This window comes from Nocardia sp. NPDC004604 (genome assembly GCF_040609795.1).
Classification (GTDB): Bacteria; Actinomycetota; Actinomycetes; order Mycobacteriales; family Mycobacteriaceae; genus Nocardia.
In genome coordinates this window covers 42,603-59,341 of record NZ_JBEXLC010000045.1, presented here as the reverse complement: position 1 = coordinate 59,341, position 16,739 = coordinate 42,603, and the positions used below count along the sequence as shown (strand labels likewise).

The 16,739-nt window shown below is 66.8% G+C and carries 15 protein-coding genes; 9 read left to right on the top strand and 6 right to left on the bottom strand.

The window, feature by feature from the left end; all coding sequences use genetic code 11:
- A partial coding sequence (locus ABZW16_RS18330) for an AAA family ATPase (protein WP_354957081.1) occupies positions 1-1,190 on the bottom strand: 1,190 nt, incomplete at its 3' end.
- 82 nt (positions 1,191-1,272) lie between these two features.
- Entirely contained in the window at positions 1,273-1,455 is a 183-nt protein-coding gene (locus ABZW16_RS18325; RefSeq protein WP_354957088.1) for a hypothetical protein, read from the bottom strand.
- On the opposite strand from ABZW16_RS18325, the gene ABZW16_RS18320 reads away from it, so the two are divergent.
- Together ABZW16_RS18320 and ABZW16_RS18315 are read left to right on the top strand one after the other, a co-directional pair.
- On the top strand, positions 1,382-2,476 hold the full coding sequence (locus ABZW16_RS18320) for an MspA family porin (protein ID WP_354957087.1): 1,095 nt from the start codon (positions 1,382-1,384) through the stop codon (positions 2,474-2,476). The genes ABZW16_RS18325 and ABZW16_RS18320 overlap by 74 nt on opposite strands.
- A 150-nt stretch (positions 2,477-2,626) precedes the next feature.
- On the top strand, positions 2,627-3,805 hold the full coding sequence (locus ABZW16_RS18315; RefSeq protein ID WP_354957080.1) for a DUF2235 domain-containing protein: 1,179 nt from the start codon (positions 2,627-2,629) through the stop codon (positions 3,803-3,805).
- On the opposite strand, the gene treY is transcribed toward ABZW16_RS18315, so the two are convergent.
- The 3 genes from treY to ABZW16_RS18300 form a co-directional block, all read right to left on the bottom strand.
- The gene (treY, locus tag ABZW16_RS18310) at positions 3,794-6,166 is read right to left on the bottom strand and encodes a malto-oligosyltrehalose synthase (protein WP_354957086.1); all 2,373 of its coding nucleotides are present in this window, start codon (positions 6,164-6,166) and stop codon (positions 3,794-3,796) included. The genes ABZW16_RS18315 and treY overlap by 12 nt on opposite strands.
- A gap of 77 nt (positions 6,167-6,243) precedes the next feature.
- Positions 6,244-8,364 (bottom strand): glycogen debranching protein GlgX, encoded by a 2,121-nt coding sequence (gene glgX / locus ABZW16_RS18305; RefSeq protein ID WP_354957079.1) that lies wholly within the window; start codon positions 8,362-8,364, stop codon positions 6,244-6,246.
- 59 nt (positions 8,365-8,423) lie between these two features.
- The gene (locus ABZW16_RS18300) at positions 8,424-8,996 is read right to left on the bottom strand and encodes a cupin domain-containing protein (protein WP_354957078.1); all 573 of its coding nucleotides are present in this window, start codon (positions 8,994-8,996) and stop codon (positions 8,424-8,426) included.
- 9 nt (positions 8,997-9,005) lie between these two features.
- Between ABZW16_RS18300 and ABZW16_RS18295 the strand changes: the two genes are divergently transcribed.
- On the top strand, positions 9,006-9,437 hold the full coding sequence (locus ABZW16_RS18295) for a MarR family transcriptional regulator (protein ID WP_354957077.1): 432 nt from the start codon (positions 9,006-9,008) through the stop codon (positions 9,435-9,437).
- 3 nt (positions 9,438-9,440) lie between these two features.
- On the opposite strand, the gene ABZW16_RS18290 is transcribed toward ABZW16_RS18295, so the two are convergent.
- On the bottom strand, positions 9,441-10,373 hold the full coding sequence (locus ABZW16_RS18290; RefSeq protein WP_354957076.1) for a helix-turn-helix domain-containing GNAT family N-acetyltransferase: 933 nt from the start codon (positions 10,371-10,373) through the stop codon (positions 9,441-9,443).
- Between the two features lie 250 nt (positions 10,374-10,623).
- On the opposite strand from ABZW16_RS18290, the gene ABZW16_RS18285 reads away from it, so the two are divergent.
- The 6 genes from ABZW16_RS18285 to ABZW16_RS18260 all read left to right on the top strand — a co-directional run bounded on the left by ABZW16_RS18285 (position 10,624) and on the right by ABZW16_RS18260 (position 16,738).
- On the top strand, positions 10,624-11,892 hold the full coding sequence (locus tag ABZW16_RS18285) for an adenosylmethionine--8-amino-7-oxononanoate transaminase (protein WP_354957085.1): 1,269 nt from the start codon (positions 10,624-10,626) through the stop codon (positions 11,890-11,892).
- 266 nt (positions 11,893-12,158) lie between these two features.
- Positions 12,159-13,313, top strand: a complete 1,155-nt coding sequence (locus ABZW16_RS18280) for an 8-amino-7-oxononanoate synthase (RefSeq protein ID WP_354957074.1) — start codon at positions 12,159-12,161, stop codon at positions 13,311-13,313.
- 64 nt (positions 13,314-13,377) lie between these two features.
- Positions 13,378-14,052: a dethiobiotin synthase gene (gene bioD / locus ABZW16_RS18275; protein ID WP_354957073.1), complete on the top strand. Its 675-nt coding sequence runs from the start codon at positions 13,378-13,380 to the stop codon at positions 14,050-14,052.
- A 44-nt stretch (positions 14,053-14,096) separates the two neighbouring features.
- Positions 14,097-14,249 carry a hypothetical protein gene (locus ABZW16_RS18270; RefSeq protein ID WP_354957071.1) on the top strand — a complete coding sequence of 51 codons (153 nt, stop codon included), beginning with the start codon at positions 14,097-14,099 and terminating at the stop codon, positions 14,247-14,249.
- A gap of 159 nt (positions 14,250-14,408) precedes the next feature.
- Positions 14,409-15,575, top strand: a complete 1,167-nt coding sequence (locus tag ABZW16_RS18265; protein ID WP_354957070.1) for an alpha/beta hydrolase — start codon at positions 14,409-14,411, stop codon at positions 15,573-15,575.
- Between the two features lie 74 nt (positions 15,576-15,649).
- Positions 15,650-16,738 (top strand): ABC transporter substrate-binding protein, encoded by a 1,089-nt coding sequence (locus tag ABZW16_RS18260; protein WP_354957069.1) that lies wholly within the window; start codon positions 15,650-15,652, stop codon positions 16,736-16,738.
- The last annotated feature ends 1 nt before the right edge of the window (position 16,739 follow it).

The following is a 16,739-nucleotide window of genomic DNA, read 5'->3' as shown; positions in this document are numbered from 1 at the left end:
CGGGCCGCCGCATCGGTGCTCAAACCCGCCGCGCGCTCGTAGGCGGCGACGGCGCCTGAGTAGCCGCTGCGGCGGCGGGCGCGATCGGCGGTGTCCTCGAGGGCGGCGGCGGTGGTTTCATCCGGTCCGGTCGCTGCCGAGGCCAGATGCCAGGCGCGCAGGTCGGCGTTCTCGGGTTCGGTCAGTGCGGCGGCCAGGGCGGCGTGGGCGGTGAGGCGTTGGGTCAGTGCCGCACCCTGGTAGACGGCCGAGCGCAGCAGCGGATGACGGAACCGCATGGTCTGTCCGTCGCTGTGGACGAGTCCGGCGTCGGCGGCGGGTTGCAGGTCCGGCAGCCGTGCGCCGAGTCCGTCGGCGGCGCGCAGCATCGTGGTCAGATCGTCGGTGCCCGCGGCGGCGGCCACCAGCAGCAATGTCCGGGTGGCGGCGGGGAGTCTGGTCACTTGGCCGTGGAAGGCGACCTGGAGTCGCTGTGTCAACGGCAGCGGATTCGGCCCGCTGGTATGGCCCGATCCCGTTGCCTCGGCGGCCAATACGGCGGGCAGCTCTTGCAGCGCGAGTGGATTACCGCCCGCCTCGGCGAGCAGCCGATAGCGCATGGCGGGTGTCAGCTCCGGAGCGCGGCTGTCCACCAGTGCGGCGGCCGACTCCTGCGGCAAACCGGTCAGCACGAGTTCGGGCAGTCCGGGTGCGGGAAAGTCCTGGTCGCCGGTCCGCGTCGCGAAGATGATCACCACCCCCTCGGCATCGAGGCGCCGCGCCACGAACAGCAGCGTGTCCGCCGTCGCCCGATCCAGCCAGTGCGCGTCATCGATCAGACACAGCAGCGGCCCCTCCTCCTCGGCCAGCAGGGATAACACCGCCAACCCGATCAGCATCCGATCCGCCGGATCATGGTGTGCCAGCCCGAAGGCCCCGCGCAGCGCATCGCGCTGCGGTGCGGGCAGCCCGTCGACCAGCGCCATCCCCGGCTTGATCAGCAGGTGCAGCCCCGCGAACGGTAACTCCGCCTCGGACTCGATCCCGGCACTGCGCACCGAGGTGATCCCCTGCGCCGCCGCATAATCCAAGAGCGCCGTCTTGCCGATCCCCGGCTCCCCACGCAGCACCAGCGCCCCACTGCGGCCCGCCCGTGCCTGCTCGAGAAGCCGATCGATCTGTGCTTGTTCGGCTTCTCTTCCATGGAGCATCTGCCCACCGTAGCCGTTGGCTACGGTGATGTTCGATCGGATGCGGAGCCGTGTCACAGCCTATTTCCATAGCCGTGTGCTACTACAGTGCGGTTATGCCCTCGAAGTTGACGGAGATAGCGCTGGTGGGCGGCAGCGTCTTGATCGCCGCAATGTCGTCGATGGCGTCCGCATCGGCCGAGGTCGTCTCGATGGCGCCGCACGAGAAGACCTTCGTCTCGCCGATCGGCGGCAACATCATGGTGGGCAGCAGGGACGAGACCATCAACCGGATCGCGCCGCTGAATCAGGTGGGAACTACTCGGGAGGCGCTGGTCACCACCACTGTCTACGGTCAGGTCGATGCGGCGGCATTGGGCAGGCTGAAGGTTGGCTACCACGTCGGCTGTGCGGTGACGATCGGTACGGGCACCCTCGGCGCGACACCCGACCTCATCATCCCTATACCTCTGCCCTGGAACAACGCGGCGGACACGACCACGCCGACCACGCCGACCACGCCGACCACGCCGAGCCTGCCGATCACGCCGACCCTGCCGAGCGTGCCGATCACGCCGACCCTGCCGAGCGTGCCGATCACGCCGACCCTACCGAGCGTGCCGATCACGTCGACCCTGCCGAGCGCGCCGATCGCACCGAGCGTGCCGAGCGCGCCGATCGCACCGAGCGTGCCGATCACGCCGACCCTGCCGATCGCACCGAGCGTGCCGATCACGCCGAGCCGCCCGAGCGTGCCGATCCCACCGAGCCTGCCGAACGTGTCGACCACGCCGATTGCGCCGATCGCGCGGAGCGTGCCGGCCACGCCGAATGTGCCGATTGTGCCGATCACGCAGAACGTGCCGATTGCGCCGATCACGCAGAACCCGCCGATTGTGCCGATCACACAGAACCCGCCGAACGGGCCCAATAGGCCGAACGTGCCCAACTGGGCCAACTGGAATGGGCACGGGAGCAACGCGCACGAGATCAGCGGGAACGAGATCAGCGGGAACGAGATCAGCGGGCCCGGGGGCGGCGGGGGCGGCGGGCTCGACGTCCCCATCTTGGTCAATCCCAACCCGGTGGTTACGTTGAACCTCAGCCCGGGTGAGATCGCGGAGGTTCCGCTGGCGGAGAAGGAGATGATCCCCGGCACGCTCATCCAGACGGTGGTCCGGGACTTCCACATCAAGGTCGATTCCTGCACCGGTCCGGTTACTCTGCGGCAATTCGCCTATGTCTACGCCTTCTCACCCGAGGTCGACGATTCGGGTGCGGTCTTCGGCGACCCCACCTGGTTGTAGCCGCGCCACGATACTCGCGAAAATCCCTCCGACACCCGTCCTTTCAATTGAAAGGCAAGGTTTTCATTAACGTCCCCGCTTGGGCCGCCGATGATTCGGGTAGTCGAGTACGCAGGTTTCGACGGTATTCGGGGCGGAGGATTTTTACCTATGAAACGACTGGTGGTCTGCTGCGACGGCACTTGGAAGGCCGAATCGAGCAGCACGGTATCGAATATCATCAAGATCGCGCAGACGATCCGGTACGAGGCGCCGGGACCGTCGAGGGAGCCGATCCAGCAGTGGGTCAGCTATGTTTCCGGGCCGGGCGCCCGCGGCTTCCTGGCCGACCGGCTGATGGGCGGCGCATTCGGACTCGGACTCGAGGCGAATCTGTCCTCGGCGTACTGGCATCTGGCACTGAACTGGCAACCGGGCGATGAGATCTACATCTTCGGTTTCAGCCGTGGCGCGTTCACCGCACGTAGCCTGGCCGGTCTGATCGGCCGCATCGGGATCATGACACCGGATGCCATGATCGACGGAAAGTACCCGGAGGCCTTGCGGATTCACCATCAACCCGCGCCGCAGCGAACACCGGAGAATCCGGATCCGAAGGAGCCGCAGGAGTGGATCGACTTCCGCAAGGCGAACTGCTGGGACGGCCCCGCCAAGATCGACTTCATCGGGGTCTTCGATACCGTCGGCGCGCTCGGCGTGCCCGGACTGACCTCGCTGCGGCACCGATTCCATGATGTGAAGCTCGCGCGCAATGTCTACTGCGCGCGTCAGGCCCTCGCCCTCGATGAGCGGCGCCGCAACTTCGAACCGTGCCTCTGGGAGGTGCCGATCGAGCCGGATGTGAAGTACTCCCACGACTACGACCGCGTCAAGCAGGTGTGGTTCGAGGGCGTGCACAGCGATATCGGTGGCGGTTACCGGCAGTGCGGGCTGTCCGACATCACGCTGCGCTGGATGGTGGGTGAGGCGGAGGCCGTCGGACTGGTCTTCGATCGGGAGCGGCTGGAGGGTCTGGCAGAGCGCTGCCGAGCCGAGGACAACCATATGGAGCTGCACGGTTCGCTGAGCATCGGATACCGAATCCTCAATGTGCTGCGCACCATTCGCCAGCCGAGGAACCCGCGGTTCTATTGGGATTCCTGGCGGCGGCTCTACACCAACGGGGACCGGAGCGTGCGCCTGGCCTCCACCGTGCACGACGCCGACGACTATCGGCCCGTGAATCTGCGGCGCTGGCTGCGCGAGCACGACGGGATGGTGCCCGAGATGCTGATCGAGAAGACCGGCCCGGTCACCACGATCGCGCCGGAGGAGGCCTCAGCGCACTAGTAGCGCCACGGGCAGTCGGGCGAACAGTTTCTCCAATCGGGCCCGGCCCTGGAAGGTGTGGCCGGTCAGCCGGTCGGTCCAGCTGCCCTGTGGCAGCTCCAAGGTGGTATCGCCCCAGCCGGTTTCGGCCAGCGCTAGGCTGTGCCGGGTGGCGGCGACGACCACCTCGGGCATCTCACCGACCCGGCCGCGTGCGTAGGCGACCAGTCTGCTCTCCTGCTCGCCGGTGGCGAACAGCGGCAGATAGGTGCCGCCGACGAAGCAGTCCGGACGTTCGCGGCGCAGCCACAGCGCATAGGCGACTATCCACATCTTCGCCGCACCCGTGGTGTCCAATGCCGGTGTGCCGGTGAGCGATTGCAGCAGGCCCGCGCGCGCCGCAAAGTCGACCGGACGTCGGTTGTCCGGATCGACGAGGGAGTCCTCCCACAGCTCGCAGCCCTGATAGATATCGGGGATCCCGGGCCCGCACAGTTGCAGCAGCTTCTGCGACAGCGAATCCGACCAGGCGTGTGGCGCGAGTTCGTGTACCAGGTCGCCGATTTCGGAGCCGACGGGTCCGTCGATCACCGCGTCCAGCCAGGCGTGCATCTTTGTCTCGAATTCGGCATCCGGTTCCTCCCAGGAGGTATGGACTCCGGCCTCGCGAATGGCCTTCTCTGCGAACAGATGCAGTCGCTCGCGCAGTCCGGCCACTGAGGATGCGGGGCGGCCGTCGGCGGGCCAGATACCGAACATGTTCTGCAATAGGAACAGCGTGGTCGCACCGTCGGGGCCCGGGGCAACGTCCTGCCAGGATTCGACGGCGCGCGCCCAGGTCTCTGCGGCCTGGGACAGCACCCCGATCCGGGCCCGCACATCCTCGCCGCGCTTGGTGTCGTGGGTGGACAGCGTGGTCATGGTGGCGGGCCAGCGCTGCGCGCGTTCGCTATTGGAGAGGTGGAATTCGTTGAGCGAGTGGCCGAATCGCGCCGGGTTGCCGCCCACCTCCTGTAGGGAGACCAGTCGCGCCGCCTGATAGAACATGGTGTCCTCGACGGCCTTGGCGGTGATCGCGCCGCAGACCTGGCTGAACCGCACGGCTGCCTCGCCATCGGTGGCCAGCGCGGCCACCAGCACGCTCAGCGGCACCGTCAGTTCGCTATTGCGCTTCTCCACCTCGGCGACCACCGCGCCGGTCATACCCGCGAGCGGTGCGTAATCCACCCGATAGACCGGCATGAAGGCCAGCACCTCGATGGTGGCGTTGGTCAATGCCATGGTGTCGAAGCTCTCGGCCCTGGCATCGCGCTTGATCGCCGCGACCAGCCGCCGGATCTCCGGGGCCAGAATGTTCTCCGCCACCGCGCGTTTGATCCGATGTTCGGTTTCGCCGATCCAGGCGCGATCGCTGCCGTGTCCGGCGAGTTTGCGCGACAGTTCGGTCAGTGCCTGTTCGCCGTCGGGGTGGATCAGCACGCCGCCGTAGTCGGACAGGGCGTCGTAACCGGTGGTGCCGTCGACCGGCAGGGTGGCGTCCAGCGGTTCGCGATTGGCGAGGATCTTTTCGACGAGTAGTAGCCGGTGCGGGCCGATGAGCCGACGCAGCTTCGCCAGATACGCGGCGGGATAGGACAATCCGTCGGGATGGTCGATCCGGACGCCGTCGATCAGGTCGTGCTCGCACCAGGCCGCCAGTTCCCGATGGGTGATCTCGAAGACCTCGGGATCCTCCTGACGTATCGCGGCCAAGCTGCTGACCGCGAAGAAGCGTCGGTACGTGCACAGTCCGGCCTTCCAGCTGACCAGCCGGTAGTGCTGTTTGTCGTGGATGCGCAGCGCATTGTCGCCGTCGGTGCCCGCCGCGATGGGGAAGCGCAGATCGTGCAGTGCCAGCATCGGTTCCGAACCGGATCGGTCGACGGTCAGCGCGGCCGGATCGTTCTCGCTCTGCAGTACGGGCAGCGCCAGGCGCCCGCCCGCGCCGTTGCCCGCGCTCCAATCGATATCGAAGAAGTGCGCGAACTTCGATTCGCGGCCGTTGCGCAGCACATCCCACCACCACGGGTTCTGCCGGGGATCGGCGACGCCGACGTGGTTGGGCACCAGGTCCACGATCAGACCCATACCGCGGCTGCGCACTTCGTCGGCGAGCGCCTTGAGTCCGCCCGGGCCGCCCAGGGCCGCCGAGACCGTCGTCGGGTCGGTGACGTCGTAGCCGTGCGTCGATCCGGCCGTCGCGGTCAGGATCGGCGACAGGTACAGATGCGAAATCCCCAGCTGCTGTAGGTATTCCGCGATCGCGCGGGCATCGGTAAAGGTCAACGTGTCCGGGCGCAGCTGGAGTCGGTAGGTGCTGCGGACCGGGGTCTGCCGGGCCATAGCGCGGCCGCGGGAGATGGGATCGGTGTGATGGGTGTGCGTTTCGATCTTGGGGGTCTCGGTCATCGGCGTTTCGGTTATGCGGGGCAGTGGAGGACGAGCAGACAACGAGCGGGGACGGCAATGGCACTCGCCGCCGGATAGGTGGCCTCGGCGCGGCCGTCCGGCACCGAACAATCCAGTGCGACAGACCATTCGGCGCCGTAGTCGGGGCCGGGGAGTCCGAAGTCGAGGCCGGTGTGGTGCGCGTTGAAGCACAGCAGAAAGGAATCGTCGGTGATGCGCTCGCCGCGCGGGCCCGGCTCATTGATGCCGAGGCCGTTGAGATACACCATCAGCGATTTGCCGAATCCGCTGTCCCAGTCCGCGGGCGTCATCTCCTCACCGGCCGGGGTGAGCCAGGCGATATCGCGGGCGTGGTCTTTGGCACGGATCGGCCTGCCCGCCAGGAAGCGGCGGCGACGGAACACGGGATGCGTTGTACGCAATGCGATCACTCGCTTGGTGAACTCGAGCAGATCCGAATTCGTCCGCATCAGTGACCAATCCATCCAGGCCAGCGGCGAGTCCTGGCAGTAGACATTGTTATTGCCCTGCTGCGTGCGGCCCATCTCGTCACCGTGCGCGAGCATCGGGGTGCCCTGACTGAGTACCAGCGTCGCGAGCAAATTGCGACTCTGCCCGGCGCGCAACGCGCGAATCTCCGGATCGTCGGTCGGTCCCTCCACCCCACAGTTCCACGAGCGGTTGTAGCTCTCGCCATCGCGATTGCCCTCGCCATTGGCCTCATTGTGTTTCTCGTTGTAGGACACCAGGTCCCGCAGCGTGAAACCGTCGTGCGCGGTAATGAAGTTGATGCTGGCACTCGGGCGACGGCCGGTGGCCTCGTACAGATCCGAGGATCCGGTGAGGCGGGAGGCGAATTCGCCGAGGGTGGCCGGTTCGCCGCGCCAGTAGTCGCGAACGGTGTCGCGGTACTTGCCGTTCCATTCGGTCCACTGGCCCGGGAAATTGCCGACCTGGTAGCCGCCCTCGCCGACATCCCACGGCTCCGCGATCAGCTTCACCTGGCTGACCACCGGATCCTGCTGCACCAGATCGAAGAACGTCGACAGGCGGTCCACATCGTGCAGTTCCCTGGCCAAGGTGGCGGCCAGATCGAAGCGGAAGCCGTCGACGTGCATATCCAGGATCCAATAGCGCAGCGAGTCCATGATCAGCTGCAGCGTATGCGGGTGGCGCACGTTGAGGCTGTTGCCGGTGCCGGTGTAATCCATGTAGTGCGACGGGTCGTCATCGATCAGGCGATAGTAGGCGGCGTTGTCGATACCGCGGAAGGCCAGGGTCGGCCCGAGGTGATTGCCCTCGCCGGTGTGGTTGTAGACGACGTCGAGGATCACCTCGATGCCCTCCGCGTGCAGGGCCCGCACCATGGCCTTGAATTCGGTGACCGCGGCACCGCCGCGCGGGCTGGCGGCGTATTCGTTGTGTGGGGCCAGGTAGCCGAAACTGTTGTAGCCCCAGTAGTTTCGCAGTCCCTGATCCAAAAGGACGCGGTCGTGCAGGAATTGGTGCACGGGCATCAGTTCGATCGCGGTAATGCCGAGGCCCTTCAGATGTTCCACGATCGCCGGGTGCGCGATACCGGCGTAAGTGCCGCGCAGTTCCTCCGGAATATCCGGATGCGTCATGGTCATGCCCTTGACATGCGCCTCGTAGATGACCGTCTCGTGGTAGGGCCGATTCGGCGGGCGGTCGGCGCCCCAGTCGAAGAACGGGTTGATCACCACACCGGTCATGGTGTGCCCCAGCGAATCCTGGCCGTAGGTGTAGAGCGAGGAGTCGTTGTCGAACTCGCCATCGAAGGCCTTGCCGTACGGATCGAGCAGCAATTTGCTTGGATCGCAGCGCAATCCGTGCTCGGGATCGTAGGGTCCGTGCACCCGGAAGCCGTAGCGCTGCCCCGGTCCGATGGTCGGGAGATACGCGTGCCAGACGTAGGTGTCGACCTCTTCCAGCGGCACCCGGGTTTCGGTGCCGTCCCTGGCGATCAGGCACAGTTCGACCGCGTCGGCAACCTCGGAGAACACCGAGAAATTGGTTCCGGCGCCGTCGTAGGTCGCGCCGAGGGGGTAGGCCGTGCCGGGCCAGACACCGAGGGGTGTCACCTCACCGGTCGCTGCGTCGGGCTGAGCCATGTCAACGACACTAGCGTCAGCCGGAGCGCACTCCGTGTGGGTGGTTGTGGCCGGGCGAGTCAGTCCAGGTCGGGGCCGGTTGCCAAGTAGCGCCGCCGGTAGCCGATTCGGGTGGCCAGCCGGGCGAGTCCGCCGAGTACCGCGCGCTGCGGTCGGACCGGGATGCCCGCGATATAGCCGTCCTGGTAATCCCACAGCAATGCCAGGGCCAACGGGTTGCGTGGCATCCGGGACCGGACGGTGGTCTTGCCCGCGGCGTCCAGTGCGTGCCACAGCTGGAACATCTCCCAGTGCCGTAGCGGCGGGCGGATCTCGTGATCGAAGACCGTATCGGGCGCCTCGCTCCAGAATTCGTGTACCACACGCGGGGGCGCGGTGAGCGAGTCACCTGGGCCGACAACGGTTTCCGTGCCGTCGATCCTGAAGCGCAGTCGACCGCGGCGCACGGTCCATGATTCGCTGAGTTCGGGGTGCCAGTGCGGGCCCGCCTGCCGGTCCGCCTCGGGCAGTTGATGTTCGAGGCGCAGGTATGGGCCGTGTTCGTCTTCATCTTGTGCGATGAAGGTGATGCGGTGTCCGTTGCGAAAGGTGAGCGTTTCTCCTATATTTTCAGATATAAAGGTAACCTTCATAATATGTCAATGGTTGATCCGCACACCACATTGCTGAAGCTGCTCGGTCAGGCGACGCACGCCTTCGAACGGGAGCTGAACCGGGAATTGCGGGCCGCACTGCGCGACGATCTACGCCCCGCGCACTACGCGGTGTTCCGGTATCTGGCTCCGGAAGGTTCACGCATCAGTGAATTGGCGCAGGAGGCCGGGATGACTCAGCAGTCGATGGGGGAGTTGGTCGCACATATGGAGCGGTGCGGATATGTGGAGCGGACGGTCGATCCGAGCGATCGGCGGGCGCGGCTCGTGGTGCTGACCGGCGAGGGGCGCGCGGCGCTCGGCATTGCGGCGGAGCAGATCCGCCGGATCGAGCACAGGCTCGCGACGAGTCTGGGGGAGCGTGGGTTGACTGAGCTGCGGCAGTGGTTGGGGCGGGTGCCCGAGGCGCTGGCCGACTAGCGGTCACTCTCGCGTCGGCAAGGTCAGTCGCCAGGTCTGGCCCACCAGATCGTGGCCGAAGCTGTGGTGCGGATTCGATTCCACTAGTTCGAAACCCGCGCGTTGATAGATGTGCCGCGCCGAGGTGAGAACGTCATTGGTCCACAGCACCATCTCGCGGTAGCCCACTTCGGTGGCGAATCGCAGACACTGGTCGACCAGTGTCGAGCCGACCCCGAGCCCGCGGGCGTTCGGCTCCACCAGCAGCAGCCGCAGCCGGGCCGTTGTTTCGTTCTCTGCCACGCAGAACACGCAGCCCACCGGTTCACCGTCGTATTCGGCGATCCAGGCGCGCTCGCGACGGGTGTCGTGTGCGTCCAGATAGTCGGCGACGATGCGGGCCACGAGCGCTTCATAACTGGTGTCCCACCCGTATTCGGCCGCGTAGAGCGCGGAATTGCGCTGGATCACCCACCCGTAGTCGCCGGGGCGCGGGGCGCGGATCGCCAACTCACGCGGTCCCTGGCCGTCGAGAATGCGCTGGATGGTGCGCATGGAGGTGACCAGCCGGGCGCGCTCGGCCGGTGCGTGCGCATTGAGCAGATGGCCGACCTCGCTGTTCGACCGCTGGTTGAGTACCGCGAAAATCTCCTGGCCGCCCGCGGTCAGCCGGACCTCCTGGCGTCGCCCGTCGCTCTCGCTGCGGTTGCGCTGGACCAGTCCGTCCTTCTCGAAGCGGGTCAGAATGCGGCTCAGATATCCGGGATCGAGGTCGAGCGTGCGGCGCAGCGTGACGACCTCGGTGGAGCCGGAGTTGGCCAGTTCGAACATGATTCGCACTTCGGTCAGTGAGTATTCGCTATCGAGCAGGCCCTCGCGCAACACGCCGATGACTCGGGTGTAGCGGCGGTTGAATTCGCGGACGGCGTCGATATCGGTGGCGGCAACGATGGTCACGGCGGCTCCCCAATCTTTGACTGAGTCAAAGGATACGCCACGCCGGTCGGGCCGGTGCGGAATTCGCCGACGCGGGATCGTGCGCACGCTGCTCGGGTGGTAACTTGAACACCGTTCAAGCGCGCCTCGGGGAGGCCGGGGCCGTCGCGCGACCCCGAGGATTGCTGTGGCACCGAGTTCACCCACCCCGCCGGCTCCGCCGGCTGCCATCCCTCTGTGTTCACCCACCCCGCCGGCTCCGCCGGCTGCCATCCCCCTGAGCCCGGAAGAGATCACCGCCATCGATGCCGAGCATGTCTGGCATCCCTACGGCGGCTTCCCTGCGACAACCGAACCGCTGGTGGTTTCCGGTGCTCGCGGCACCCGGCTCACACTGGCCGATGGCCGGGAATTGGTCGACGGGATGAGCTCCTGGTGGGCCGCCATCCACGGCTATCGGCACCCGGTGCTGGATGCCGCGCTGGTGGCGCAGTCGCAGCGGATGAGTCATGTGATGTTCGGCGGGCTGACCCATGAACCGGCGGCCCGGCTGTCCGAACTGCTCGTCGAGCTGACGCCCGCCGGCCTGGACAAGGTGTTCCTGTGTGACTCCGGATCGGTATCGGTCGAGGTCGCGGTGAAGATGTGCCTACAGTACTGGCGCGCGGCGGGGCGGCCGGACAAGCGGCGGCTGCTCACCTGGCGCGGCGGGTACCACGGTGACACCTTCACACCGATGAGCGTGTGCGATCCGCAGGGCGGTATGCATTCGCTGTGGACCGATGTGCTCGCCGAGCAGATCTTCGCCCCGATGCCGCCGCGCGAGTACTCGGCGGAATATGTGGCCGGACTCGAGCGACTGTTGGCCGCGCATGCGGACGAAATCGCCGCCGTGATAGTGGAACCGGTCGTGCAGGGCGCGGGCGGCATGCGCTGGCACGATCCGCGGTATCTGACCGATCTGCGCCGCCTGTGCGATGAATACGACGTGCTGCTGGCCTTCGACGAGATCGCGACCGGATTCGGCCGCACCGGAACGCTTTTCGCGGCCGATCACGTCGGGGTTAGCCCGGATGTGATGTGCGTCGGCAAGGCGCTCACGGGCGGCTATCTGACCTTGGCTGCCGCACTGTGCACCACCCGCATCGCCGAAACCATCAGCGCCGGACATGGCGGGCTGATGCACGGGCCGACCTTCATGGGCAACCCGCTGGCCTGCGCCGTCGCGGTGGCCTCGATCGAACTACTGCTGCAACGGGATTGGCGCGGTGCGGTGACCCGGATCGAATCGGAGTTGAAGGCCGGTCTGGCTCCGGCTCTTTCGCTGCCGGGTGTGGTGGATGTGCGGGTGCTCGGCGCGATCGGTGTCGTCCAGCTCGACCATCCGGTGGATATGCGCAAGGCCACCCACGCGGCCGTCGAGGCCGGAGTGTGGTTGCGCCCCTTCCGCGATCTGATCTACACCATGCCCCCGTTCATCAGCACGACCGAGGACGTCGAGCGCATCGCCGCCGCAATGGTCGCCGCCGCCCAGGCCTGATCGCCGCTGGCCGGTGTTGCGTCGGGTTTCGGCGAACTCGGGGTGGACGGTGTCGGAGACCAGACCCGGAAGGCGCGGTGGCGTCGGCCCAGCCGTTGGCGATCAGCAGGTGGGTACGCCGTCGCGGAGCAGGACGCGGCGGCCGGGGGAGCTTCGGATGCTATGGGGGTGAAGCTCGGGATGAGTGCGGTCGGTTCGGCCATGGCCGGTACCGCACCGGCCCCTGGGCAGGCGGCCTGAACGGTGTTCAAGTATGCTGCGGAGCTGTGACTACCGATCCGTTGGGCTGGTTGGATGAACGCGCCGCCGAGCGCGTGAGCGCTGGGTTGCGTCGCGAGCTGCGGCCCCGCACAGCACAGTCGCCGTCGATCGACCTGGCCTCCAACGACTACCTCGGGCTGGTGCGCCACCCCGAGGTGATCGAGGGCGCGATCGATGCCGTGCGACGCTGGGGTGCCGGATCGACCGGGTCCCGGCTCGTCACCGGGACCACCGCCGAACACGAACAGCTCGAGACCGAACTCGCCGAATTCGTCGGCGCCGAAGCCGGTTTGGTCTTCGCTTCCGGTTACGCGGCCAATCTCGGTGTGGTGACCGCGCTCGCCGGACGGGGTGCGCTGGTCGTCTCCGATGCGGGCAGCCATGCCTCGCTGGTGGACGCCTGCCGACTCTCACGGTCGCGGGTGGCGATTGCCCCGCACTGCGATATTGCTGCGGTCGAGCGGCTGCTCGGTGAGCGCACCGAGGAGCGGGCGCTGGTACTCACCGATTCGGTATTCAGTGCCGACGGTGATTTGGCTCCGCTGGCCGAATTGCACCGGGTCACCAGGGCCAACGGTGCGGTGCTGATCGTGGATGAGGCGCACGGGCTCGGCGTGCGTGGTACGGGGGGACGCGGGCTGGTGCACGAGGTCGGTCTGGCCGGGGAGCCGGATCTGGTGATCACCGCGACTCTGTCGAAAGCCCTTGCCGCGCAAGGTGGTGTGGTCCTGGCCAGCGCGCGCGTACGTGCGCATTTGATCGATGCGGCGCGCACGTTCATCTTCGATACCGGGCTCGCACCGGCCGCGGTCGGCGCGGCGAGGGCGGCGCTGCGATTGTTGCGTCGCGAACCCGAGATGGCGGGGCGGGTGCTGGAGCGGGCCGCCGAGATCGCGCGCATTGCCGGTGTGGCGGAACCGGATTCGGCGGTTGTCTCGGTCGTGCTGGGGGAGGCGCAGGTCGCATTCGACGCCGCGCAAGCCTGTCGCGAGCGTGGGCTGGATGTCGGATGCTTCCGTCCGCCTTCGGTGCCCGAGGGTACGTCGCGATTGCGGCTGACCGCGCGGGCGAATTTGACTTCTATTGAAATCGACACCATCGCAACGGTTCTCACCGAGGTACTGGCGCGAGCGCGTGGACTGGAGGTGGTGGGCGCATGAGCGAGCGAATCGTGTCACAGTGCGCGACGCGCATGCCGGAGCCGAGCGACAGCGAGGCGCAGGCATGAGCGTGCTCTTTGTTACCGGGACGTCGACGGAGGTCGGCAAGACCGTGGTGACCGCCGCACTTGCCGCGGCCGCCCTGGCCGACGGTCGGACCGTGGCCGTGTGCAAACCGGCCCAAACCGGAGTTGGCCCGGGGGAACCCGGCGATCTCGCCGAAATCGAACGTCTGACCGGGGTTACGCGAACTATTGAGCTGGCTCGCTATCCCGAACCGCTGGCACCGGATACCGCCGCGCGCCGCTGCGGGCAGCCGCAGCTGACATTGAGCGAAACCGCCGCCGCCATCGACTCGCTCGCTGATGCCGACCTCACGTTGGTGGAGGGCGCCGGCGGACTGCTGGTCCGTTTGGGCGAGTTCACGCTGCTCGACCTGGCGCAGAAGCTCGACGCGCCCGTGCTGCTCGTTGCCGCGGCCGGACTCGGCACCCTCAACCACAGCGAATTGACCACGCGCGCACTGTCTTCGGCTGGAGTCCGCTGTGCGGGTCTGGTGATCGGCTCCTGGCCCGCCGAACCGGACCTGGCCGCCGAATGCAATCGCACGGATCTGCCTCGGCTTACCGGTGTCGACGTGGTCGGTTCGGTGCCAGCGGGTGCGGGCGGCTGGGACCGCGACCGCTTCGTCGGGGCCGCTCCCGGTTGGTTCACTCCGGGGTGGTCCCCGCTCGGCTGAGCGTTGGGACCGATCGGATCGGGTGGCTCGAGTATCGTTGCTCCGTGGCTTCCACTCGGATCGGACGGCATGTGAAAGCGCCCCGTGCGACCGTCTATCGGCTGCTGCTCGATGCCGACGCGGTGGCGCACTGGCAGGGCTGGCGCATCGCACTGGGCAAGCTCGCCGCACTCGCCGAGACCGGCGAACTGCCCTGACGCGCTGATCGAGCCAGCGCACCACCTCATCGGCGCGGCTCAATGATGGAGGTGGGCACCGGATTCCACCGTTCGATCCGATCGGGGTCCGCTCCAGGACGCGCCGGGATCCGCTGAGTTGTCTGGCAGTACCGGCGAACCGTACCTACCCTGGGGAAGATGTCGCCGTTGGACGATCGGCACCCGTCCACCGTCTCGGACTGGGACGGCGCGCGACGGAAAGCCCGGCTCCGGGAGACTCGTCTCGGGCACGGATGGCAGACGTTGCGCCGGACCAGACAGGCGCTGCTGCGGGTCGCCGTGGTGTTGCTCGCTGGGCTGACCGTATTCGCCCAGTACTGGGAGTACGACGTGACCCCGGAACGCGATCGGCTCGCGCGCACCGAACCCGCGGTGCTGCCGATCGCCACGCCCGCGCACGAACGCGATTGGGACACCGTCGTCGTCGATATGGTCGGTCTCGGTGGTCTGAATGCCAGCAATACCGCGGCCGCGCTGCCCGCGCTCAGCGAGATGGGCGTGGTCTGGGCGATCAAATACGACAATCAAGGCATTGATACCAAGGTGATCGCCGAGCTGATCGTCCGCGCCGCGCAGATGTCGGGCCTGAAGAACATCGTGCTGGTCGGGCACAGCATGGGCGGGGTCATCGCACTCGAGGTCGCCCGGCATATCCATCTCGGCAGCGACCGGCGGCTGGTGGGGGTGCTCCTGGATTGCACGCCGGTGGACCTGAACGCGGTGCGCCCGGAGAGCCGCGGCGCTGGCGAGGATATGGTGCGCTGGATGGGCTGGCTCCCCGGTGCACGCGAGAGCCGCACATTGCGGCTGGCCGTCGAAACCTATGCGCGGCGCGACCGATTCGTCGATCGCGGGCGCAACGGATTGCCCGGCGTCCGGCTCGAACCGTTGCGCGATGTGGTCGAGGAAGTGTTGCGCGAGAAGGTCTTTTCCCGCGATGTGGCCAGCAACGGTCTGATCGAGACACAGTTCCTGGCGATCGTGGCGGGCGGTGCGATCAACGACCTGCGCGCGCTATCGCATCCCGCCACTGGCAAACCACGTCCGGCCATCGTGTTCATCCGTCCCCGGGATCCGGATAACGATCGGGTGGTCGATGTCGAATACTCCCATCAGGTGCTCATCGAGCGGGTCGGCGGCGTGGACGGCTCGCTGCTGGTCGTCATGCCGCGAAATACCGGGCACGCCAATCCGATGCAGCAGCCCGAGGCCTACAACCAGATCATCGACCAGCAGATCCTGCCGTTCATCGAGCGGTACCAGCAGCGGGTGCGGGAGTCGGTCTCGTCGGCTTCGCCACCCTGATACCCGACTCCGGAGTTGGAATCAGGCTAAGACAAACCGTATTCGCGCCGGTTTTGTCTTGCTTCAATGCCAGCATGCTTCGACCACGTACGCTCCTGACCGGCCTGCTCGGCCGCACAACCGCCAGTTTGCTCGCCGTGGCGGCCGTTGCGAGTCTGGGACTCACCGGCTGCGCGAGCGACGATAAGCCGGTCGGCAATGCCAACGCACCGTTGCCCACCGAAATCCCCGCGGGCACCAAACTCGTTGTCGGCGACCAATCCGAGCGGTTGAAGGCGGTGCTCCAGTTCTCCGGTGAGCTCGACAAGCTGCCGTTCAAGGTGGAGTTCGCCAACTTCGTCGGCGGTCCGGCGATCCTGGAGGCCTTCCGGGCGGGTGCCGCCGATGTCGCGACCGTGGGCGATGTCCCGCCGATTCACGCGCTGGTCGCCGGGCAGGACGTGCCGATCGTCGCGGCTTCGCAAACCAGCGCCAGCGCACTGAAACTCGCGGTCGCGCCGGGCAAGACCGTCACCACCCTGGCCGATCTGAAGGGTAAGAAGATCGCCTATGCCGAGGGCACCGCGCAGCAGGCCGCCGTACTGCGAGCGTTGGCCAGGGCGGGGCTGAAACCCAGTGATGTGCAACTGGTTCGGCTGCAGCTCGCCGAGTTTCTGGACGCGGTGCGCACCGGCCAGGTCGATATCGCTCCGCTGGTCGAACCGAATGTCACCCGACTGCTGCGGACTCAGGGCGCGTCACTGATTCCGGATTCGGAGACCACCGGCATCTACGGCGGCCTCGCCTACCTCTACGCACGTCGCGCCACCGTCACGGATCCGGCCAAGGCGGCTGCCACCAGAGCGCTGGCCGCCGCCTACGTGCGGGCCTTCCAGTGGGCCAATACCCACCAGGATGAGTGGGCGCGCAAGTATTACATCGAGAGCCAAAAGGTAAGTGCCGACGATGCCAAGCGCATTGTCGACTCGCTGGGCACCTACACCTTCCCGCATCTGGATCAGCAGCTCGTCGATCGCCAGCAGGGCACCATCGACGCCATCGACCAGGCGGGTGAGCTGCCCAAGAAGGTGCACGCCGCAGACGGTTTCGATCTGCGCTTCGACGCCGTCATCACCCAGGCCGTCGCCGAAAGCGGCGCGTCGTTCGAACCGAAGGCGAAATAGC

Bases quoted from the DNA above. Each gene is read 5' to 3' on its own strand.
- ABZW16_RS18265 (WP_354957070.1), top strand. From the start codon at position 14,409: ATGTCGCCGTTGGACGATCGGCACCCGTCCACCGTCTCGGACTGGGAC.
- bioD (WP_354957073.1), top strand. From the start codon at position 13,378: ATGAGCGTGCTCTTTGTTACCGGGACGTCGACGGAGGTCGGCAAGACC.
- glgX (WP_354957079.1), bottom strand. From the start codon at position 8,364: ATGGCTCAGCCCGACGCAGCGACCGGTGAGGTGACACCCCTCGGTGTC.
- ABZW16_RS18315 (WP_354957080.1), top strand. From the start codon at position 2,627: ATGAAACGACTGGTGGTCTGCTGCGACGGCACTTGGAAGGCCGAATCG.
- treY (WP_354957086.1), bottom strand. From the start codon at position 6,166: ATGGCCCGGCAGACCCCGGTCCGCAGCACCTACCGACTCCAGCTGCGC.
- ABZW16_RS18320 (WP_354957087.1), top strand. From the start codon at position 1,382: ATGGCGCCGCACGAGAAGACCTTCGTCTCGCCGATCGGCGGCAACATC.
- ABZW16_RS18325 (WP_354957088.1), bottom strand. From the start codon at position 1,455: ATGGTCTCGTCCCTGCTGCCCACCATGATGTTGCCGCCGATCGGCGAG.
- ABZW16_RS18295 (WP_354957077.1), top strand. From the start codon at position 9,006: ATGGTTGATCCGCACACCACATTGCTGAAGCTGCTCGGTCAGGCGACG.
- ABZW16_RS18300 (WP_354957078.1), bottom strand. From the start codon at position 8,996: ATGAAGGTTACCTTTATATCTGAAAATATAGGAGAAACGCTCACCTTT.
- ABZW16_RS18260 (WP_354957069.1), top strand. From the start codon at position 15,650: ATGCTTCGACCACGTACGCTCCTGACCGGCCTGCTCGGCCGCACAACC.